The following is a 21273-nucleotide window of genomic DNA, read 5'->3' on the forward strand; positions in this document are numbered from 1 at the left end:
TTTAACCACTACTCTGGACTTTTGTTGGTTAACGCACTAAATCTGGAAATTGTGTGTTCCTCTTGTGGATGAGAGGATGTCCACGCACTCAGCGTCGACGCGAAGTCGTTCCAGCATCGCCCGCCAGCGGAGACAGAGCAGTGTTCTTGTCCGACCCACGCCGACGGAGACCCGTTCACCGCCCCTTTGGGGATTCGATTTGCCGATCATGTCGCTGTCGAACCAACCCAATCAACACTTGCACAGTGGTTTCGGTGAGCGGCGTCCAGCCCGAGGCAACGGCCGAGTACTGTCGATTCTGTGGAGACCGAGCTGATCTCTCCGGTGAAACGTACACGTACGTCCGGTGGCCCAATGAAGTGGATCGAGCGGAGGGCGTGTTCCGATTCACGATCTGCCGGGACTGTGCGCTTCAGGACCGCGACAACGTCGAGCAAGCGGCGTGCTCTTCTACGAGGCAGATAGAGACCACCTTCTCACCTGCGACATCTGTGGGGCCGTTGCTGCGGGTCTGCTAATACTCGCCGTCCAGCAGCGGAGACGTATCGGCTCGTAAGCGCCATCCCCTGGTCGGTAAGTATCAACGGCTTCGACGGGACAGCCACTTTTGCACTGAGTGCAGCCCCATCGTGACGGTCGACTGTGTGAAACGTCCCGACCGGACATACGACGAGGAAGTGCCCCGTCTCGTTGAGCCACCGTTTGACTCAGCTACGAAGACTGCGGATAGCGCTCCGGTAGACAGTACGCAGGTTGAGATTGGTGGGTGGATTGGATAGCAGACGATAGCACCGTGAAACAGCGAGTCCGCTTATCCGCTAATGAGCAGTACAGAAGATACACATATCGTTCAACAGACATCTATGTTGCGGTGAACAACACAATTCTGTCTGAATGACTCCCCTCCATCATCTCCAAGACCGAATCCGTCCGGGAGCCCTACTGGTTATGTTAGCAATCGTCGGGGCGGGGACCTACTTTGAATTCGTGTATAATGGACCACCAACTCTCTATGCAGTTACCCTCTGGATAATCGTCGTTCCAATGTTGCTCATCTCAACAGTCGAGGGTGTCCGAAGCCACCCACTCTACCAGCCACTCACGTATGGCGGCTTTATGGCAATTGGTGCACTACAGTATCTCAACGGGAATTGGTTTCTTCTCTCCGGGCTATTCATCCTTTGCGGGATAATCGGATTGGTTCTTGAACTTCGCAATCGAAGCAACTGATTATTCTCACAACGGTAGCTTCAGGAGTACCACTTAGCGGTAGGTACGGACGGACAATATTTCGGATCGTCAGACGGCTGGTTCTGACTATTTTCTCATTCGACGCGATGACGCTGTCCGCGGAGAATCAGTATTGCACCAGCAATTCCGAGCAGCCACTGGAGTACGACGACTGTTAGGCCCCGCTCTGTCCCCTTATGTTCCTGAACTACGGTTGGATAGACGACGTAGTAGCTGTCGTCGGCCTGAACAAGTTCGTGAGCGCCGGAGAGTTCGTCGGACGTTTCGTAGGCGCCAGTTTCGATAGCGGTTCGGACACCGTTGTCAGTTCTTTCTATGGGAGTTGCAATATATTTGAGTGCCTCTTCTTGAGAGACGGCCTCAAGTCCGTACCAGACAGTACCATTTTGCCGCTCCTCGCTAACAGGCTGGAAGAATCCTTCGTCCCAGATGTGGACATAGCTGTATTCATTGTGTATGAACAGCTCTGTAGGTCCATCGTACGTGATACCGCCGTTGGTGTGGATGGCTTGCTCAAGCACGCAGGAACGACTCGGAACGTCGCCAAAACATGCCACATCGGAGTTGAGAGGGACGGGATGAGTTGAGAACGTGTAGGTACCGCTCGCAGAGAACGAGACTTCACTGGCTTCGTATCGATACCTGTCTGGATCTCCGATGTCAAACATGCCCACAATTAGCGGGTTCAGCAGCAAAATGAAGCCAACAACGATCGCAGCCTCACCGCGGTATCGTGTGACGGAGGACCAATCCATAAGAACCGCTTTTCCTTACTTAAGTGAAAATCCTACGGACGAAGCGGATACATCCAATATTCAAAAAAGGTCGCGAATAGGTTCGGAGAACTCGAAAATACGCCCTGAATTCAGTCATCCAAAACCATAGATTCACAGACTTATTGAGCAGGTATTTCAGCAAACACAGTAAGTAAAAAATCAAATCCACAGCAGCAAGTCCCAATTTTGTGTTCCTCTTGTGGATGAGAGGATGTCTCGAAATATGTCCTGCCGTCGTTCGGAAGGCCTGTCTCAGCCAACCACTCCGCAGTTCGTCGAGTCCATCGCGACAACCGTTCAAGCGCAGTCCGGGAGCGCCGATGTTGAAGCGGTCGCCCTCCGTGCGGTGGCCCAGCGATCGGACAGCATCACCCTCCCGGATATACTCGAACTTCGTTCGCTTCTAGACGTTGACGGTGAGCAGGCAGACACGGTAGAGTCTCGAATTGTGAGCATCATCAGCGCCATCGAAGCCGAACTCGCTGGCTGGGACCGTCGGGAGGTCCTTGCATGAACTCAGCAGGAACAGCGACGTTAGGCGATTTCGGCGCTGGTGGCCCACGCTCGGCTACGCTGATTGACACGCAAAGCGCGGCACAAGAGGCCGCTGTCGGTGAATGGGAATTTCCCGCCGCTGGCAACGACACGATTGGCTGGCACGTCCCCGACACCGGGGCAACAGTCCTGCTCAAGCGAAGCGATACTGGTTGGGCGCTCGACCGAGCTCTGACTGGGCGGTGAGAAGGCAGGTTCTTTAGTCATGGTGCTGGCTGCAACGCCTGCTCAGTAAGCGTACATATTGTTCAGCTAATTCAGTAAAAACAGAAAACATATATCAGAACTGTCTCCACTATCTGTATCTTGCAAGGAAGGGGTTCAACAACGTCATTCACCCGAGCACGCTTGGTACTCGGATTCGGGAGCACCCTCGGGATTGCATATTTTTTCTATCGGCTAACTATTACTCCCGATCAATTTGGAACTGACTTTGAAATCTATCGGGCTGCCGCTGCGGATCTACATTCAGGTAAGGTTGTCTACGGGCGTTCCCCTGTCGGCATCCCAAATCTCACATACCGATACCCAATCATACTGTTGGTCCCGTTTTCACTGTATCTCCTGGTTTCACCTGTTACCGGTTTTGCTATCCATGTTGCCGGGACAATTCTGGTCAGCATCTTACTTGGACTCGCCATCGCAAAGGCAACTGAATCATACGGGCTGCAACTATCAAACTGTGATCGGATCCTGATCTGTGGATTTATTATAATCAGTCCAATTAGCGCGCCCTCATTGGTAACGGGTAATATCAACCACCACATCGCATTGGCGCTGGGAGTCGGACTAATATGGTTGGAACAGGATCGACAACAGCGCGCTGGTGTTGCTCTTGGATTAGCAGCACTTCCAAAGGTTTTCCCTGCTGCCATCGGATTTTGGTTAGTCTGGCGACGGAAGTGGTATGCTAGTTTGGTTGCTATAATCACCGGTATCGGAGCGCTTGCCGGTGGTGCCGTACTTTTTGGTTTAACCCGTACGCAGAGCTATTTTGTTGAAGAGCTACTCCCACGAGGGACTGCGAACGCTGTCTCAGGTGGGCTCTCACCGTCAAGTCTATACGTCACACTTCAGCGGCCTCTTTCGGTTATTTTTACCGACGTAAGTGGGACGGCTCTGGCAGGACTCTCATTGATAATAGTCGCCCCAGTAGTAGCCTACATATATCTACATAGTGACGGTCGTATTCAACGGCTCGTTGCTCTCCTCTCGACGCTGTGCGGAATTTTGCTAGTGATCCCCTCGTATACTATGTATTTCGCTTTCGTTTTTTATCCACTAATCCCGTTATTATATATTCTCTCAGAATGGCCCGGTAGGATCTTTGCTGGGGGTGTGATTTTCATGCAACTCACGTTGAAACTCCATGATGCGACTATGCTAGTTCGCATCCTCAACTTACCTGTGTCTGGGACTGAAACGCTGGCTGCTAGCCTTCGAACCTTCTATACACTATGTACGCCCGTCCTGTTGGGAACCGCTGCTGTTTTAATAGCTGGCATTTGGCAGATCGATGCACAACATCCTGAAAAGTAGTATAAACATAACATACCTAACCAACCACATCTCTACCGAGCTGTTGATTCGATAGGATATACACTCTCTATAGTTGCATGCACTGTTTGAATCTATACATAACCTACAAAACCAAATTTTTGATCACATCTTCTGTACTGCCCACTCCCGCCTGAGAATGGACCTATACCTTCACAAACTCTAATCCTCGAATTTTCTGTGCCCCAGTTGGGTGAGGGGCGTCCCACAGAGGGCGTGCCGCCTGTCATTCATGGCTACCACAGAATCCAGTAGCGACGCCGGCAGCATCGACGAGAGTGAGATCGCAGAGGCCAGCCCGAACAGCCTCACTGTCTCGGCGCTGACAGAAGTGATGACCGTGATGGACTCGGTCGGCCGGGCACGAAACGCTGACGACCTTTTCCTGGTCAACTCTGGCTCTGGTTCGGAGTACCTTACCGACACTCGAACAGGGAGTTGCGAGTGCCTGTGGAGTCAGTACAATCCCAACAAGGAATGCAAACACAGGAAGCGAGTCGCCTTCGCGACCGGCGAGCGACCCATCCCAAGTGGGTTGACGACGACGCTCTCGACGACCAGTTCGGCTTGCACGTCGACGGCGAACCTCGAAAAGCGGTCGCTGACGGCGGAGTCATGCAGTTGCGGTTCAACGACGGCGGCGTCACGGACCCCACGGAGGACCCATTAGCCGTCGCTTCTGAGGACGAGCCACGCACGGAGCGGGCGAAACGGGAAGACATCGACGCTTCCTTTCTCGCAAAGCCCGGTTGCTATGAGGTCCACTCAGCGTCGGATAGTCGGTACGAGGTTGACGTACTTGAGGAGACGTGCAGTTGCCCAGATATCGCCGAACGATGTAAGCACCGTCGCCGAGTCGAGATCGAGCCAAAATCGTGGGCCGACAGGGGTCACACAGAATCTCCCGAAGAAGACGAGGTGCAGCTGTACGCGATCCAGTGCCGGGCAGGGCTCCGGCTTGAGTGGTTGGTCAATACACGAACCGGGAAGTTACACAGAGGACCACTGAGCGAGAAGCCGGGGCCTCGCGTACTGTACGTCACCGCTGATGGTGAACACGCGCTCATGAAAGAGTTGGATTCCCGGGAAACAGACGACAGTTGGAAGCCGCCCAAGCAGTTCCCCAGTGTCATCGCGAAGGACAGAGAAGAGGTCGATCCGGTTCCGGACTCCAGTCAGGACTACTACCGACGCTCGGTTGAAGACCTGTACGACTCGCCGTAGCCGCTGTGGAAACAGTTTCTTTGCTCATGAACGCGATTGAAACGACCGCTCAGTAAGCCTGCTTTCTGAGCATCGGTGACTGATTTTCGTCCAAATTCGGCTATCCAATCGATACGGACTTATCTCGAATACATTGCTTGTCTTGATAGAGAGCTATCACAAGCATCTTTGCTGGGAACTGATTTGCGCTGATATGGTCAACCGCCCTCAAGATTCCCTCCCTGCGGTAACCCTGGCCGTTGTCATCCTCTTGGCTGGCTGTGCTGGGGTGCCTGCCACAGACCAACAGGCCCCGACTCCTGAATCGACGGTGGAGAACTTTTCCTATCCACCGGGGTGGTCTCAGGAGGGGATAACAGTCTCAAACGTCTCTACTGCACTGCAAACACACTCTGCGACAGTGAAGAACACCTCTCACAAAAGCCGGTTGGTTACTATCAGCGGAGGCACGAACCGCACGGTAGTGCGAACGCTCGATGCCGATGCTGGCACCGCCGAAATACGGTTTGTCGATACGAGGTTCGATACTGACTCACACACATATTATAACGCTGATGGTGTGTACAAGTATGATCGGATAACAGGCGAACTGGACCGGCGTCCCGGCGAGGATTGGGAACGAGACCGTGTCGCCTCGCACGAGGGACTTCGACGACCCTTGCTGAGTCTCGAAATAAACGCGACAGAGACTGTCATCGTTGAGGGGACGACAGCTGTCAGATACACTGTGACTGGTCTCAGAAATCCTGACTTTGCCCCAGCCAATACCGCAACCGGGCACATCATTGTTGCCGAGGAAGGATACATCGCAGAATTCAACATCACGAGAGGAAACGATGAGTTCACCCGACAAACGATATACGACGTTTCTGAGTTCGGAAACGCGACGGTAACCCGGCCAGCGTGGATGCCCGAGGAGTAGCCTCAGTAGCACTGTTGAACTCTATTGGTCAGACACTATTCTCGGTGAAATAGCCGTTCAGAGAGTCTGCGAACCGACCTTTTCCTGCCTCGGGTGTGTGTTTGATTCGCTCGCGTTCAGGATACCGCACTCACTCCGCTCGTGTGGATACTCACTGCACCACCTGCATTGACCAGATCACTCAGCGAGTAGAGCTACTGTAGTGACGCTAACCGGCAGGCCAGATTTTGTGCCTCTCTCTGGGCTGAGAGAGCATGGCTTCGCCACAGATCGACGTCGACGAGATTGTTGAAACGCTTGAACGAATCCGCCAGCGCAGGCATAGCGCCCACACGGTCTTCCGAGATTGGGTTAATCTCATGCTGTTCGCACTGCAGCGCCGGGACGACCCATATCTGGAGATCGTCGACGACTACCGCGAGCGCGGCGATATGGACCATCCCGAGGGACAACGGTCTGTCGACCTCTTCTCGAAAGCGTTCGGTCAGCTCCAAGAGCGAATGGCAGCCACCGACGCGGACGTTCTGGGCGCTGTCTACGAGGAGTATGGCATGTCAAGCGACGCCTTCGGCCAGCACTTCACGCCACACAATGTCTGCGAGATGACGGCTGAAATCGCCGGCGTTGTAGATGAAGGTGATACCGATGACCGGCAGACAGTTCTCGATCCGGCCTGTGGGAGCGGTCGGATGCTATTGGTCGCCGGCCGAAAGCAGCCAGACGCGCTACTTTTCGGGCAGGACAAGGACCCGCTGTGTGCCCGGATGACAGCACTGAATTGCTGTTTCCTGAATCTGGACGCCTATATCATCCAGGGCGACTCGCTGACCGTCGAGTTTCAACGAGCGTGGCAGACCTCGTACTCTTCGTTGGGTGGCAGCGTTCGCGAGCTAGACGACGAGGAAGTCTCTGAACTTCGTGAGTGGGTGACCGACGCCTTCGAGAATACGGTTGAGGACAGCAACGATCCCAGTCCAGAGCAACAGAGGGATGCGGGCTCGAAGGATCGAACAGCTCCAGTTGCAACATCCGTCCCGAGCGAGCAGGCCGGTCTGGATGCGTTCAAGAGCAGCGATTAGCGGCTGTTTTGTGTCCCCCAGTCGGGTGAGGGGCGTTCCAGTGAGAGCGTCCTGAAAAGAACCATGTCAAACGAATCTGACGAAGATCCAGACTCAGTTGAAAAGGTCACACGAACAGATGTCGGCTGTAGTATGGAGGCCCGGCTGAAACGAGGAACCGAAACACGGGACGAAGACAGAATGACGATTGAAGCGAAAGGTGAGACAGCCGAGGAGACGATTGCAGAATTCTATGAACTCTTAGAAGAGTACGAGCAGGAGATCGGTGGTCGGCTTCGGGATATTCAGCCCGAAGAAGACGACGAGGAGGCCGACGAGTAGGATTCTCGGCCTTGTTCAGATGTGGAGCAACAACCCGCTCATGTTGCCAGTGACATCCTTTACCAGCGGTAACGGCCTGTAATCGGTTAAGATTCCAAGCGAGTGCTTGCTGTCTGATTTAGACGTCGTGAGGCTGCTGCATCGAACGGTGAATATCCCAGACAGTGCTGGTGTCGAAGCCTACCAACTCTGTCAGCTTGACCGATCTGAAAGCGTAATCTGTCCGTTTTGCGTAGTGGTGACTGGCCAATTGGCGGTCGAAGCCAGTTTCGTCAATGGCCTGCAGATCTCCGGTATCAGGAAACTCAGCGGAGAATCGAAGGAGTGGTACCCAGACCGCCACCTTGAGGTACTGTTTCTGTGCGTAGATGGTCGGTCGGTCCTCTCGAGTCCGCGCGACTCGGTAAAGAGTCCATCCTCAACCTACCGAATAATATGATAACTGCCTCTGATCTCTCGTCGTTCGTGGCTAACACATTACCAACGCATCGAAAAGCACGAAGCAATCACCAATTTCAATCGATTAGTTCGTCCGCTTAGAGTTCGATGGCCGCTAGAACGCAGTATCGTCGACAGCAATCCCGTCGAAGCGGTCGATCTGTTTCTGGAACGACTGTCGGCAGTCCTCGATATATTCAGGGTCTGGGTCGGGTTCGCTCCGTGTCTGGTGAAGATATTCGAGTTCGATGGTCAGATACTCGTATTCGGAGGCGTCGTGGCCGTCCCACCACGAGGAAAAATGGAGGTGTCTGACCAGGAGCAGCCCGTTATCGTCCCGGCCTCGAACTTTGATATGCTTGTCCCGATCAAGTATTTCAACAGGGAGTTCGGCGGTGGAAACAGTACCGCCGATTTCATTTGGTGTGTCAGTCGGCTCTGCACTCAACCGAAGGTCGATCGAATACAGAGCGCTGTGATGGCGCCCCTTCATCGGTAACAATGTATAGTGAACATCGCAAAACTCGTATGGGGCGACATCCTCGCTCTTTTTCTCTAACATTTCCGGATGTTTGAATTCTGCCCGGTACCCGTCAGATATCCCTTCGAACCGCACAATATATGTTTCCTCATTGAGGAGCTCGCGCATATATACTACTCCGCTGAGATGGACCCAGCCGGCACCCGAAGGTGGTCTTTCAGATAGTCGGGCTGGGGAAGGGTAATCCGCTCATCGATACTGTACTGTCGGATAGCGTCGGGCAGGTACTCGCTCTCGATATCGATTTCTAGCCCGTAGTCTCGTGCCACAAGGACGTACACAGATGCCGAGAGTGGAAGCAGTTCCCGCCAGCGTGGCATATCTTCGACATGCTCCTTGTGGTAGGCGACTATCCGTTCGATACCGTTGGTAACTCGGCCCGAGTCACGCTCGATGAGCCCGATCTGGACATCCCGTGTTCCACGCCAGTGGTCATCTGGGTTATCCAACACCTGCTCAAATTTGTCGCGAGCGTGCTTGGCCCGGCGTTGCTGAGTACCGTCGAGGTCGTCGACTTTCCGGACAGCCCGGTCAAGCTGTTTGTAGGAGTCGAAGTGCAGTATCAGAGAGAACACCGCGTTTCTAGGCCCGAAGCGACGTTCGTACGGTCGTAGTCGCCTCGGAGAGTTGCAGCAGTGCAGCCCTGCCGTTGACGTTGATTCACTTCCAGGTATCCGAGTCCATCTCGCGCAACTGCTGAGTCGTCTGCTGGCGGACGGGCAATCAGTCGCGAAATTCGTCAAAAGAGGGGACCGATCAGCTACTTCTCGGTGCCGCCGAGTCTCTCACGCAACTCATCTAACAGCGGTTCGACGTACTCAGAACCAGCATCGGGATCGTACTCACGGATGGTATCAAGATATGTCTGGGCCGCGCCAGCAATGGCCTCGGCGAGCGCTTGCGTCGGCGCGACGGCTTCCGGCTCGGGGAGTTTCGGTGATTGTTCCCCGCGGTAGTCGGGGTTTTCGACGGCCTCTTCGCTGTAGCAGAACGCGAGATTCGTCCGTCCATCGCCGGCTGGTTCGAACACGAGATACATCGCGTCGATGTAATAGTCATAGACATATCTCTCCTGATTGAGAGCGGCCAATGCGCCTTCGAGGAGGCCGATTACATAGGGTTCAATGAAATCCCTAGTATAGGCATCAGAGCTTCCCAGAATATGTGTCTGATCGACTTGCAGCCGTGCACCCACCGAAATATCTACATTACCCTGTTGAAAGGCATCATGCGCTCGTTCGTCGAAGTCAAACACTAACGAAACCTTAGTCATACCCAATCACCAGCAGGGAAAGACCATTTTTCTACTGACCCACCCGATTTCGGGTAAGCGGTATGAATCGACCCATCATCTTTCACGATCACTTTCATGCGCTCAATACCGTAATCGTGTCCATGATCAGATGGTTTTAGTGTATATTGTATTCGATCTCCACGCCCAGCATCTTTTGACCCCTCTTCGACCGTTTCGTATATCAGCTCTTTCACGTCTTTGCCGTTCATCTTATCAGGCAACTTGTTCGTTTTCCCGTCGACCTCGATCTTTCGGCCAGTCGGGAAGAACGAAGCAGCACCAGAGTCCTTTCCATTGGCTTGTTGTCGGCGGACAATATCTCCGTTGACATGACGGCCCTCGATATGTTCCAGGCCACTATTAGTGTCACCGGACTGTAATCGTATGGGTTCACCATCGCGGTCTTTTGTCACGAGCCGAGTCTCACTCAATTCGCCCTTCTGAGCAACATCCAACAGGTCATCAGCATCGATCGAATCGTCGATTAGCGGATCACTCCCCCGCTGATGGAGCATCTTGGAGAATCGACGCAGATCAGCCCCGTCCATGTCACCGCTGTCCAACAGGTCGGTGATCTCATCGATATGCCGACCTTCGACTGTCCCGGCATCGAATTGGCGCGAGAGTCTCGACAGCCCATCAGTCGAGTCGACAGCGTCCATGGCCGTGCGGAGCTGTGTAGTGTCGAGTTCGTCGACGAGCTTGATGCCAGCACCGTCAGTCTCAGCGATGAGTTGCTTGGCCCGTCGCTGTCTGGTAGCGTCGAGGTCGTCGACTTTCCGGACAACTCGGTGGAGTGGCTTGTTGGAATCAATACTATCGCTGTTGGCTGCCCGAATGATTGCCCGATCATATGCGTCGTCTACATCACCGGAGCCATCTGCGATGAGCCGCACTGTCTGCGGATCGGTGCTAGTGGCTTCTGCAACATCGCTGGCACCCACATTGTCGCCGTTTTTCCAAGCCTTATATAAATCCGCACGCGTCGCTTCGTCGAGGTCATCGCTCAGGAACGCCGCTTGCTGACCGTCGTCCATCCGACGCAACATCCGTGAGACCTGCTTGGGGTTGTTTTCAGCCATCAGCTTCCCGGCAGTCTCCAGTTCCGACGGGGAGCGACCGCCAAGGTCGGCATCTCGGAAGTATCGGGCTGAGAGCTTCCGTTGCTTGGTGTTCAGGTCGTAGACCTTCTGCGGCGTTTTGTCGGCTACATAACGCCGTGTTCGGACCACCTTCCCGACCGTCCGGGAATTGCGTAGTGAGTAGCGTGCGAACGGGCGCTTGGCTTGGTCAACGCCAAATGCTGCCACACGCCCAACACCTCGTGCCGGGAGCTCGCTGGCGTATTTCAGTTTGCGAGCCGCAGTGACGGATTTACCTAAATAACGAGTATTGTCAATTCTATTGATCGTACGTGCGACCCTGCTAGATTCTTTTACTGTTTTTAGTGCAGCTGTCCCAGTGAGTTCTTCGATGACGAGGAATCCCATGTAGCCGTCGAAGTACCCGCGCGCGAAGCTCTCATTTTCTGGTGTATTCGGGGGGAAGGGGTTGTTTACACGCTGGCGGTTCTTGAATTGTGTTTCCATTGACTCATACGTGCGGCCATAATTTGCCAGTGCATTCGGAACCTGAGATAGTCCCGCTGCTGTCTCCACTGGATTCGAGACAGTGGATCCAAATTCCCCAGCGCCGTGCATTAGACCGGACCCACGCCCGAATGTCTTGGCCTCTACCGGTCCGATTGCATCATAATGTCCCTGCAGATTGTTGACGATATTGTTCGACCGCGTCAGCGCGCGGACGTACCGCTTGTTGCCGTGGCTATCGTAGGCATAGATGTATACCTCAGTCCCACCTGCAAAGGTTCCCGCGCTCTGGAGCGCATTTCCAGTTAGGTCCTGACTGTAGTGATATTGCGTGTGTCCGGTGAAGTTTGCTCGGTCGAGATTTTCGTTTCCGCGTTGAGCAATACGAACAGTGCCGAGCCCGCTTCGGTCGCGCACACGGAAGTCAAGCACGTAGTGAGGGCCGGCCCAGCCGGGATTGTATGAGTCAGTACGGAGGGATTTGATGACCGGACCCCGAATATCGTATAATGTTGGGTCCAGGTCGTCGTGCACTTCGGTCGTATCCGAGATTCCGTCGTTGTCGGTGTCTACTTGCCGTGGATTCGTTCGGTACCGCCACTCTTCTGCGTCCGAGATTCCATCTCCATCGGTGTCCGGGTTTAGAGCCGACGAGGTGACATTCAATACGGTCCCTGCCGCTTGGAGATTGAGGCTCTGATTGTCTGTGACCATTGCCTCGCGCAAAGCGTTTGCCTCAGTTTTAGAATCGAAAGTGACAATTGTCGTGTTTCTGACCTCACGGTCATCGCTGAGTCCATCGCTATCGGTGTCGACCTGCCGCGGATTGGCGACGTGGTTGTAATAGGAGGAAGTCCTGCCGCGATACGTGACATCGGCGTACTGGCCGATTTCTCTGCTGTCTGAGAGGCCGTCGCCGTCGGTGTCGTTCGACGTGGGATCCGTTGTGACGCGAGCTCCGCTGGGACCACCCAGTATGAATCCCTTGCGTTCCATCTCGTCACTCAGACCGTCGCCATCAGTATCGTTGATTTCGGTTGTGGTATTCGCAACACGAGAGAACACCGTCGGGAGCCCTCCTGCGTTATCGACGAAGTTGACCTCACCGCCGGTTGCGTTTGCGATGGCTGAGAGTTGGTCTCGCGTTGCACCACCGAAACCGATCGGGTAGATTGTAATATTCTGTTCGGCCGCTTGCTTGGCTTCGGTCACGCCGTCGGAGTACTTTGATTTCCCGTCCGTCAGGAAGATTATAATCTTGGCGCGGTCCGGACTACTCTGTTCGGCAAAGTGTTCGTTCGCTGCGCTAATCGATGCGAAGTCCGTCCCGCCGTTGCCACCCTCGTATTCGACATCCCGTATCGAGCGGTTGACCGCTGTATGGTTACTCGTCAGCGGCTGTTTGACACGACCAAAGTTGTCAAATTCAATGACGGCTGCACGGTCGGTCTCTAACAGACTCCCGGTGAATCGCTGTGCAGCATCCTTCGCTAGTCGGTTGGGGTCTTCGCTTTCCATCGACCCAGACGCGTCCAACAGCATGACGACATTGACGGGCTGGACACCATCGTCGTCCGTTTGTCGGACTGGCTCGGTTGCGTTGTACGTCGCCGCCCAGTTGCTGATGTCAAAGACAGCGAACGTAGAGAAGTGGCTTGTCTCTGCAGTTGCTGTGTTGTTAGCAGCGTCGACGGTGGAGTTCAGCGGGACGAAAATCCCCGCCTCAGGATCGTACGTGAACACGGCGAGTTCTTGACTCTCATTTTGAACCCCCGTCTCGTTGTATGCCAGCGTAACGTTAGCCGAGGAGAACTCCTGTTCGGAGTTGAGTTCAACAACTGGCGAGACACTCATATTCGCTACACGGGAGGTGTTGAACCGTGGGTCGTCTTGGGGAGCGATGGTCGTCCCATTGCCGATGTCACCGTTGCCAGTCAGACTCAGTGTGACTCCGAGTGTCTCGTTGGTAGCTGTCGTGGTATAGTTCTCCTCGCCATCACTAACGCCATTGTCGTTGCTATCGGCAACGAGTGGGTCTGTTCCGAGACGCACCTCTTCGCCGTCTGAAAGGCCATCATCATCTGTATCAGCGGCGAGTGGGTCTGTTCCAAGCTGGTGCACCTCTGTCCCATCAAGCAGGCCATCACCGTCCGTATCTGGATTATTACTGAGGGTGCCTGCGACGGTCTCGTTGTAGGTGCTCAGTGAGTCGGTATCTGGATCGGCAGCGCCGTCCTGTACGCCGTCGTCATCTGTGTCAGGGTCGGTCGGATCAACACCGGGGAGCCGTGATTCTATACCGTCAGGAAGCCGGTCACCGTCTGTCTCGTTGTTTCGAGGGTCAGTTCCGAGTCGGTATTCCTGGGATGCCGGTAGCGTATCGTTGTCCCAGTCTTCTGCGCCGTCAATCACAGCGTCCCCGTCGGAGTCTGCTATCGCAGGGTCAGTCTCAGTGGCGTTGCGCTCGTAGGCATCGGGAAGTCCATCGCCATCAGTGTCGTTCGAGGCCGTCGAGCGTGTGGCCATGAAGAGCCACTGGATGTCCCCGACATCGGTTCGGTTGTCACCCGTGTAATCATACGCGCTCCAGTTAGCACCGGCTGCTGTGGTTCCCAGATGACGCGACAGTGCGTCAACGTCGACGATATTGACAGCGCCATCGCCGTTGACATCTTCATAGAGGCCGTCACCATCTGGGTCCGTAGGTTGGTGCTCACCGACGAGTGGGTAGGGTTGAGAGTCGTCTTCTCGGGGCGCTAACTGCTCAATTGCACTCGCATTCGGTTCTGTCGAGTCATTCCAACTGGTTGAAAGTGGTCTGGTCGCCTGGTTCCCAGCCGTTGCGGTAGGTGTCTGTGGTTGTGTCCGTGTTGGTTCATTACCGGCCGTGGTGACAGTCTGGTTTCCGGCACCTGTGAGAGACGCATCATTGCCGGCCGTCTGTAACGGGCCAGCCCCGGCCCCGGCCATCATCCCGGAAGCCGGACCGACAGTCACTAATAGTAATACACCAAACAACGCCTGTAATTTTCTCGTTGAACTTGCCATATAAACCCCCACCAGAGGTACTGTTGTTAGTTCGGTTTAGTACCGGAATATTTAATCTTACTCATTTAGGCGATATATTTAATGAAGCAACTTGCGACAGTAGCTGGCCTTTGTATAGCACTGTCCCTCTGTGCGGGACTCGCGATGGGGGCAGGAACGACCAGTGTGGTAGTCCAGCCATCGACTGACACCGTTACCGTTGGAAACACAACCACTGTTGACATCGTGGTCACGTCTGCTACAGACGGAGTCGGCTCGCTAGATATCGATATTACAAGCACCAACGGGTCGGTTGCAACAGTCTCGAACACGACTGTTGCTGGGAATCCAGAAACAGTCCAGACTTCTCAAGAAGCGAACAGCGTCCGCATTGCGGCGACTGGCATGGATACCGCCGACAGTGGCTCGACATCTGTTGTCTCGGTCACGCTCACCGGCGAGGCTGTCGGGACAAGCAATGTCGACCTGACTGTTGCAGCCGTCGGTGACGAATTCGGGAACGCGTACAATGTCACCAGCGTACGCGATGGAACACTGACAGTTGAGTCCGGAGATAATACAACAACCCCAACGGAAACGCCAACGCCAACGCCAACATCGACACCGACGGAGACACCAACCGACACAGACTCTTCCAGTTCCGGCGATAGTAATGGTGATGACGATAGCGATGACGATGATAGCGATTCCGGTAGCAGTGACTCTGGAGACACGGCAACACCGACGGACGCACCGACAGTAACGGAAACAACGTCTAGTGACACGCCGACAACGACGACAGCGACAACTGAACAACGAACCGAGACGGCAACCCCAAGCCAGACCAGCAGTGGTGGGCCCGCAATCACACCAGACGTAACGAACACACCGTCTCAGACCAGAGCGGCAGACAGTGTTGAATCGTCTGGCAGCTCACCAACAAATTTGCTTGTCGGTGGGAGCATTCTCGTGGCTGTTCTCGGTGGACTCATCATCTACCGGCGGTTGTAGAAGCGATTCCAGAACAGACGATGCGTTCTTACCTCGCTGACCAGCTCAGCTGGGGCGTGATCGTCTGTCTACCCTTTTTGAAGAGACGTCAGCAACCTACTCACCGCGGATAATATCGTTCGCTTCGTCACGCGTTCGCTTTGCGGCCTCCTACGCGTAGCCCTCGTGCGTTGTCCCGATGGACTTGTGTCGAAGGTCATCTTGAGCAAGTTGTGGATTCTCGCGATAGACTTCCCGCCCAAGACCCCTGCGGGCGCCGTGTGGTTTCAGCGCTTCCTCAAACTCGTAGTCGGACCACTCACAGAGGCCTGCCAGAATATTCCTCGCTGACTGGGTGGTGATCGACGGTGTCGGGTCATTGGCTTCGCTGCGTTGTCGAGTCTGGGGAATACAGCTTCGTCTTCATCGGGCTCTCGCAACTGCTTCCAGCGACGGAGGGGCCGAAGCGCATCGTCGAGAATCGGCGCAGACTCTCGGGTGCGATTCTTGCCGAAGACCTGCATCGTACCGGCGTCAAGGTCGACGTGTCGCCACCGGAGGCTGTTCCGTTCTTCATCATCAGAGACGGCGACGAGCTCTGCGCTGCGGGCTCCAGAAAAGGCGAGCAAGAAGACGAGTGCCTGGTCGCGGTAGGCCGCCGTGCGGTCGACGTCACCACTTTCGCCGGCTTCGTCGACGCGGGCAGTGGCAGTCGCGCAAATGGCTTCGCGGTCGCGTGTCGTCCAGTACTGTTGGTCAGTTTCAGTCTCGTCGGTCGGAAGCGGGCCTTCAGCGTGGTTGGTCTTGGCTGGGTTCGTCGGAATCAGGCCCTCGTAGACGGCCCAGGTGAGAAACGAGCGGACGTAGGCGAAGTACCGCCGTGCTGTTTCCGGCGAGATATCGTCCCGGTCGTCGGCTCGGGCTAGATCACGAGCGTACTGCCGGCAGAGATCATCGTCAATGTCCTTGGGGTTGGTGATACCATGCTGGTCCCGGCTCCATGCCGCGAACTTCCGCAGCACGCTGGCGACGTTCGTTCGGTAGCGCCCGGAGTCGATATCGACCAGCCGTTTCTCAATGGCTGCTTCGAGGGCGTCATCCCTGGTAGTAGCGTCGTACTCAGGCGGAAGCCGATCCATGCTTCCCATACAGCGGCGGTGCTGGTCAAATTGGTGGTGCTTACTGGGCAAGAAAGACGGACATACTCGCTGGACGAACAGTCCTGCTTGGCTTGGGGTGTTGAGGCGTTGAGTGGACCGCCGCGCTTGTCTCATCAAATATAAGACCCAGTGGTGATCTGCACTTGAGCGTGACCCAGAGTTGGCCTATATACTTCTGAGGGAGAAAGTCCGACTGCAGCATGTCCCCCAACCGACATCGCTCCTCCGACGAGAGAACACGCCGTCAGGTGCTTTCCATGGGCGGCGTAGCAGTCATAACGTCGCTGTCCGCGCTGACCTCTGGATGTTTGTCCAGCCTTCCACCTTTGGGAGATGGTCGGTCATATGGTCGCGTCGACGTCCCCTCTGCAGGAGATCCAACATACCGAACATGGCTTCCCGCACCGGGGAGTCTCGATCCACCAGTAGATCAGTACGCGTTTATCGCCATGCAACCAGCCAGCCCCCGGCCCGGCGCCCAAGAGGCGTTTATTTCAGCACAAGCGAGACAAAAGTGTCATGTAGACTACTTCGGCATCGGATTCGAGAATTACGATCGAATCATTGATTCCGCTTTCGGAACCGTGATTGAGGCAGCGTTTGACCGAAAGATCGTTATACAAACTGTCATCGACAGCGGCTACGAGCGCGCCGGTGAGTATCGAGACTACAGGGTGTTTGACCGGATGGATATCCCACGCCGTGTTGCTATCGGCGACGGTGCCATCGTGTGGACGAGCGAACAGAGACACGACAGACCACATATAGAGGTACTTATCGACGCTAATGCGGGTAAACGACCTCGATATCACGAGGAAAATCCCGGACTCAATCAGCTTACGACGGCGGCCGGTGGGAATCCTTTTGTTGGGATTGCCACAGTAGCCGCGACCCGACAAATGAAAAGGGCATGGTCGCAGATGCGTACAGATTCGACGCTAATACAGCCTATCACGTAATCCACTACCAGTATAAATCAGACTTCGTACCAACAGAGCGGGAGCTCAAGGGGGCACTTGAGGAAAAGACCTTTTCGTCACTGTTCACTGAGAATCCCACGACAATCGATGTACAGATAGACGAGAACCTTGCGACACTCGAAGCGAAAAGCCCGCTCGATTCGACAGCAGAGCTTGCCCCTGAATATGAGCTTCCGCAAGTAACGTGGAGCGGGACGCATGACCCAGATACAGAGACCGTTAGCTTCCGTCACGAGGCAGGGGAGTCTGTTCCTGCGAGCAGGCTCTACTGTAGTAAAGTAGCACAAGGAGTTCTCCATACTGTGGTTGGCTGGCAATTACCTTGCGGTACAACCGAAGAATGAGGTAGCACCATCCGTTTCTACGAATGTATGCCAGTCGAACTTGACGCTGATCTGGAAACGGTCGCTGAAGAATCGCCGTTGGTCAACGCCGTCACGAACGATGTCACCGTCAACGACGTGGCACAGACTATCCTTCACTGGGGTGGCCTGCCAGTGATGTCGGACGACGAGCGAGAGGTCGGGGACATGGTTGCTGGTGCTCAGGCCTGCCTGTTGAACATGGGTACTGTCAGCGAGACAGGCGAGGCGACAATGCTTGAAGCCGGCGAGTCTGCCAACGACCATGGCGTCCCGGTTGTCGTCGATCCTGTCGGTGTCGGTGCGACGCCGACACGGAACCGAGTCGCTGAGCGTCTCGTCACAGAACTCAATGCCGCGGTAGTCAAGGGCAACTACGGCGAGATCACAGCCTTAGTCGGCGATGAGGCTGAGGTCCGGGGCGTTGAGTCTATCGGCGAATACTCCGATATCGCGACGACGGCCGTCGCCGTTGCACAAACGTTCAACACTGTTGTCGTCGCCTCCGGCAAGACAGACATCGTCGCGACTGAGGACGTCGCCTACGAAGTTAGCGCCGGCCACTCCAAGATGGGAACTATCGTCGGCACAGGGTGTATGCTCGGAGCGACAGTCGCAACGTTTGCAGGGGCTATTGACGACACCGCACACGCCGCACTGGCCGGAACCGCCGCATTCAGTTTGGCTGGGGAAGCCGCCGCAAACGGCGACTTCGGTAAGGTCCATGGACCAGCGAGTTTCAACGTCTCATTCAAAGACGCCATCGCTGGTCTCACCGTCGACACTGACGACGCTAGGAGCCGAATCAAGGAAGTGCTCTCGACTACTGAGGCATGAGTATGGGTTCGCTTGTCACTCCTGGGTTCGTTGGTATCAGCCCTACGTAGGCGGCCCAGGTGTGGAAGATCGGACGTACGGAAGTGCCGACGCGCTGTCTCCGCCGAGATATCGCCTTGATCGGCAGCCTGGGACAGTTCATGGGCGTACTGCTCAGAGATCGTCGTCGATGTCCTCGGTCAGTGATGCCATGCTGAACCATGCCCACGCGGCGAACTTCCGCAGCACACTGGCGACGTTTGTTCGGTAGCGTCCAGAGTCGATATCGACCAGCCGTTTCTCGATTGCTGCTTCGAGGGCGTCATCCCCGGGAGTAGCGTCGTACTCAGGCGGAAGCCGATCCATGCTTCCCATACAGCGGCGATTTGGGTAAAAATGGTGGTGCTTACTGCAATAATACAAACCTAATCCACAAACCAGAATATCGGCCGTACAGGGACTAACTGGCTTAGAAACGGTATATCTGGAAGTTGAGACTACAGCGGGTTTAGCGAGGCTGTAATGTATGTATTTGGACGATTAAGTGACCGAGGACAGATTCAGATTAGCTCTCATTCACTGGTTCCTGTTGTACTACTAACTATATTGCCGAATTTCGAAGACTCTCAAGAGTGTAGCCACTCAGACACCGCGTTACCCCCTGATTGAGTCCCTCTCTACCCGATTCCAGTCTCCTTCTTCAACAACGTTAGCGTGTTATCTGCCGTCACCATCGGTGAGTGTTCATATTCCCCGGTCAATTCGACCTGTACGAGCAGATCCACTGCTCGCCAAATCGAGTACAGCAGACACGCAAACGCGAAATAGAAGAATCGGAGTCGAAAATCCTTCGACGTCGTCGCAGCCATGAATCGCTTGATCGATTTGTAGCCGCTCTCGATCTCCCACCGATACCCGTACTCGGTCAGATAGGCGCTACTGGTATTTGTCATGAATACCGAGTACTGCCGGGAATCATCATGCTCAGAGTCCTCCTTTCGCCGATAGATCAGTGTCGTCTCGTGCCACTCGTTCTTCCCGAGATGCAGTTTTCTATCGGTCTCATACCGATTCTGGCCTCGCTGCAAGAGTCGCTTTGCTTGGGCTTTCTCGCTGGTTTGCATTCGTTTTGGGACGACATAGGAGAGGCCGCGCTGGCTGATTATCTCCAAAACGTGCTGGCTGTCGAATTCCCGATCCATCAGTACGTTATCGACATGGACCAGTTCCTCGGCAGAATCAAGTAGGTCCTTGACGATCTCCTTACGCGTGTCCCCTTTTTCCACCGGCCGTGCGTCTAACACGATTGGAACGGCGTTGCCGACTAACTGGACCGTCGCCCACTGATAAGCGTATTCATCGGTGTTCTCCTTTGTCCCGATAATTTCGTCCTCGTGACCAGTCCGATCCCCAGTAAACGGGTCGGCTTCCGTAATATCGATAGCGACAATCCCAGCTCGGAAGAACTCCTCCGTCTCTGCGACTTCATCCAGTAATCGATTCACGGCTCGCCGGTACATCTCCCGAATCTGCTCGATAGAGAGATCGCGAATCTGATCGCGATGGGAGTGGCCCAACGGAGTCCGATCCCGGGTCGTCTCATAGACGAAGCTGCGGGCTCCTTCGTTGGCAGCCAGCCCATCACGAAGCCCGAGATGCGTTTGTAAGTCCCAATATGCGTTCTCATGGATTTCACAACCATCGCCACGTTCTAACGAGAAGGCTGGGAGGACGACACGGCTGACGTGGTCTGTAATCGATGTTGCTTCGTCAAGGACAGCTTGGTCACTAGTGTCTGATTCTTCCTGGTCACGCTGAAATGGAAGGCGTCGTTCTGGTTCTTGCGGAACAGCAACACCTGTGTCCTGGGCTTTGATTAGAACCGTCCGCGCAGTTGTCTCAATCGTCTCACGAAGCTCTGCAGTGAAGCGTTCGTTCCATGTACGCCACAGCGTCGACTGGTCCGGGACTGTCTCTATGCTTAGCTGCTCACGGAGGTCAGGGTGGGTGCTGAGGTAGGTGACAAGTTCCGTCTCGTGGGTCCAGCCGTGAATTTCTTTGAGCAAGAACACGCGGAACAGTTGGTCCATTCCGTACTGAGTGGCTCCAGAATACTGGTCGTGTGGTTGAAACTGAAAATACGCTACTGGGAAATGGGACGTAAACTCGTCGACGGAATTGTGGGCCTCGTGGTCGAACCATGTGGAGGCAACAGTCCGGATGTCTTCTTCCAGGCCGCCGGGAGAACTCCGGTCGTAGAGTGGTGTCGAACCATATGCTGGCCATTCAGCGTATGGCTGCCGTGCGATTCGTCGAAAGACAGCGCGTCGAGAATCACGACTTGCAACCACTACAAGATGCTAGTCACGACTTGCCCAAAAATTCGTCTAA

At 54.9% G+C, this 21273-nt stretch carries 16 protein-coding genes and 3 pseudogenes; 11 read left to right on the top strand and 8 right to left on the bottom strand.

Going from position 1 to position 21273, the window contains the following annotated elements:
* The first annotated feature begins 254 nt into the window (after positions 1-254).
* Positions 255-779: pseudogene (locus C444_RS23065) on the top strand (hypothetical protein).
* Positions 780-1325: 546 nt separating this feature from the next.
* Here the strand turns inward: C444_RS23065 and C444_RS20440 are convergent.
* A complete protein-coding gene (locus C444_RS20440; RefSeq protein ID WP_004595027.1) occupies positions 1326-2006 on the bottom strand; it encodes a hypothetical protein in 681 nt (226 codons plus the stop codon).
* Between the two features lie 244 nt (positions 2007-2250).
* Between C444_RS20440 and C444_RS20445 the strand changes: the two genes are divergently transcribed.
* The 7 genes and pseudogenes from C444_RS20445 (at position 2251) to C444_RS20475 (ending at position 7685) form a co-directional block, all read left to right on the top strand.
* The gene (locus C444_RS20445) at positions 2251-2541 is read left to right on the top strand and encodes a hypothetical protein (protein WP_004595029.1); all 291 of its coding nucleotides are present in this window, start codon (positions 2251-2253) and stop codon (positions 2539-2541) included.
* Positions 2538-2753, top strand: a pseudogene (locus C444_RS20450) (hypothetical protein); the annotation flags it as partial. The gene C444_RS20445 and the pseudogene C444_RS20450, both read left to right, overlap by 4 nt.
* Positions 2754-2930: 177 nt before the next feature.
* Positions 2931-4121: a glycosyltransferase family 87 protein gene (locus tag C444_RS23185; RefSeq protein WP_004595032.1), complete on the top strand. Its 1191-nt coding sequence runs from the start codon at positions 2931-2933 to the stop codon at positions 4119-4121.
* An 843-nt stretch (positions 4122-4964) separates the two neighbouring features.
* Positions 4965-5363 carry a hypothetical protein gene (locus tag C444_RS23070; RefSeq protein ID WP_049909699.1) on the top strand — a complete coding sequence of 133 codons (399 nt, stop codon included), beginning with the start codon at positions 4965-4967 and terminating at the stop codon, positions 5361-5363.
* A 193-nt stretch (positions 5364-5556) separates the two neighbouring features.
* Complete coding sequence (locus tag C444_RS20465; RefSeq protein ID WP_049909689.1) at positions 5557-6285, top strand: hypothetical protein; 729 nt, start codon at positions 5557-5559, stop codon at positions 6283-6285.
* A gap of 254 nt (positions 6286-6539) precedes the next feature.
* On the top strand, positions 6540-7364 hold the full coding sequence (locus C444_RS20470; protein ID WP_004595035.1) for an N-6 DNA methylase: 825 nt from the start codon (positions 6540-6542) through the stop codon (positions 7362-7364).
* 63 nt (positions 7365-7427) lie between these two features.
* Positions 7428-7685: a DUF7389 domain-containing protein gene (locus tag C444_RS20475; protein WP_004595036.1), complete on the top strand. Its 258-nt coding sequence runs from the start codon at positions 7428-7430 to the stop codon at positions 7683-7685.
* 553 nt (positions 7686-8238) lie between these two features.
* Here C444_RS20475 and C444_RS20485 read toward each other — a convergent pair.
* The 4 genes from C444_RS20485 to C444_RS20500 form a co-directional block, all read right to left on the bottom strand.
* Positions 8239-8772, bottom strand: coding sequence for a hypothetical protein (locus tag C444_RS20485; RefSeq protein WP_004595038.1), 534 nt, complete (start codon positions 8770-8772; stop codon positions 8239-8241).
* A gap of 5 nt (positions 8773-8777) precedes the next feature.
* The gene (locus tag C444_RS20490; protein WP_004595039.1) at positions 8778-9239 is read right to left on the bottom strand and encodes an Imm49 family immunity protein; all 462 of its coding nucleotides are present in this window, start codon (positions 9237-9239) and stop codon (positions 8778-8780) included.
* A gap of 185 nt (positions 9240-9424) precedes the next feature.
* Complete coding sequence (locus C444_RS22855; RefSeq protein ID WP_239641355.1) at positions 9425-9937, bottom strand: hypothetical protein; 513 nt, start codon at positions 9935-9937, stop codon at positions 9425-9427.
* On the bottom strand, positions 9934-14544 hold the full coding sequence (locus C444_RS20500) for a VWA domain-containing protein (protein WP_161607615.1): 4611 nt from the start codon (positions 14542-14544) through the stop codon (positions 9934-9936). Before C444_RS20500 ends, C444_RS22855 begins: the two co-directional genes overlap by 4 nt.
* A gap of 195 nt (positions 14545-14739) precedes the next feature.
* Here C444_RS20500 and C444_RS20505 point away from each other — a divergent pair, with 195 nt between their 5' ends.
* Complete coding sequence (locus C444_RS20505; RefSeq protein WP_004595042.1) at positions 14740-15585, top strand: hypothetical protein; 846 nt, start codon at positions 14740-14742, stop codon at positions 15583-15585.
* A gap of 150 nt (positions 15586-15735) precedes the next feature.
* Here the strand turns inward: C444_RS20505 and C444_RS20510 are convergent.
* Positions 15736-16703: pseudogene (locus C444_RS20510) on the bottom strand (tyrosine-type recombinase/integrase).
* A gap of 931 nt (positions 16704-17634) precedes the next feature.
* Between C444_RS20510 and C444_RS21940 the strand changes: the two are divergent.
* On the top strand, positions 17635-18048 hold the full coding sequence (locus C444_RS21940) for a hypothetical protein (RefSeq protein ID WP_152420846.1): 414 nt from the start codon (positions 17635-17637) through the stop codon (positions 18046-18048).
* A 27-nt stretch (positions 18049-18075) separates the two neighbouring features.
* Positions 18076-18903 carry a hydroxyethylthiazole kinase gene (thiM, locus tag C444_RS20520; RefSeq protein ID WP_004595045.1) on the top strand — a complete coding sequence of 276 codons (828 nt, stop codon included), beginning with the start codon at positions 18076-18078 and terminating at the stop codon, positions 18901-18903.
* A gap of 153 nt (positions 18904-19056) precedes the next feature.
* Here the strand turns inward: thiM and C444_RS23190 are convergent, their stop codons facing one another.
* Together C444_RS23190 and C444_RS20530 are read right to left on the bottom strand one after the other, a co-directional pair.
* Entirely contained in the window at positions 19057-19248 is a 192-nt protein-coding gene (locus C444_RS23190; RefSeq protein ID WP_004595046.1) for a hypothetical protein, read from the bottom strand.
* Positions 19249-19559: 311 nt separating this feature from the next.
* The gene (locus C444_RS20530; RefSeq protein ID WP_049909690.1) at positions 19560-21233 is read right to left on the bottom strand and encodes a transposase; all 1674 of its coding nucleotides are present in this window, start codon (positions 21231-21233) and stop codon (positions 19560-19562) included.
* Positions 21234-21273 lie beyond the last annotated feature (40 nt).

The sequence above is a fragment of the Haloarcula japonica DSM 6131 genome, assembly GCF_000336635.1.
In the GTDB taxonomy this organism is placed as follows: domain Archaea; phylum Halobacteriota; class Halobacteria; order Halobacteriales; family Haloarculaceae; genus Haloarcula; species Haloarcula japonica.

Bases quoted from the DNA above. Each gene is read 5' to 3' on its own strand.
- C444_RS20470 (WP_004595035.1), top strand. From the start codon at position 6,540: ATGGCTTCGCCACAGATCGACGTCGACGAGATTGTTGAAACGCTTGAA.
- C444_RS22855 (WP_239641355.1), bottom strand. From the start codon at position 9,937: ATGACTAAGGTTTCGTTAGTGTTTGACTTCGACGAACGAGCGCATGAT.
- C444_RS20505 (WP_004595042.1), top strand. From the start codon at position 14,740: ATGGGGGCAGGAACGACCAGTGTGGTAGTCCAGCCATCGACTGACACC.
- C444_RS20475 (WP_004595036.1), top strand. From the start codon at position 7,428: ATGTCAAACGAATCTGACGAAGATCCAGACTCAGTTGAAAAGGTCACA.
- C444_RS20465 (WP_049909689.1), top strand. From the start codon at position 5,557: ATGGTCAACCGCCCTCAAGATTCCCTCCCTGCGGTAACCCTGGCCGTT.
- C444_RS20445 (WP_004595029.1), top strand. From the start codon at position 2,251: ATGTCCTGCCGTCGTTCGGAAGGCCTGTCTCAGCCAACCACTCCGCAG.
- thiM (WP_004595045.1), top strand. From the start codon at position 18,076: ATGCCAGTCGAACTTGACGCTGATCTGGAAACGGTCGCTGAAGAATCG.
- C444_RS23190 (WP_004595046.1), bottom strand. From the start codon at position 19,248: ATGGATCGGCTTCCGCCTGAGTACGACGCTACTCCCGGGGATGACGCC.
- C444_RS21940 (WP_152420846.1), top strand. From the start codon at position 17,635: ATGGTCGCAGATGCGTACAGATTCGACGCTAATACAGCCTATCACGTA.
- C444_RS20440 (WP_004595027.1), bottom strand. From the start codon at position 2,006: ATGGATTGGTCCTCCGTCACACGATACCGCGGTGAGGCTGCGATCGTT.
- C444_RS20485 (WP_004595038.1), bottom strand. From the start codon at position 8,772: ATGCGCGAGCTCCTCAATGAGGAAACATATATTGTGCGGTTCGAAGGG.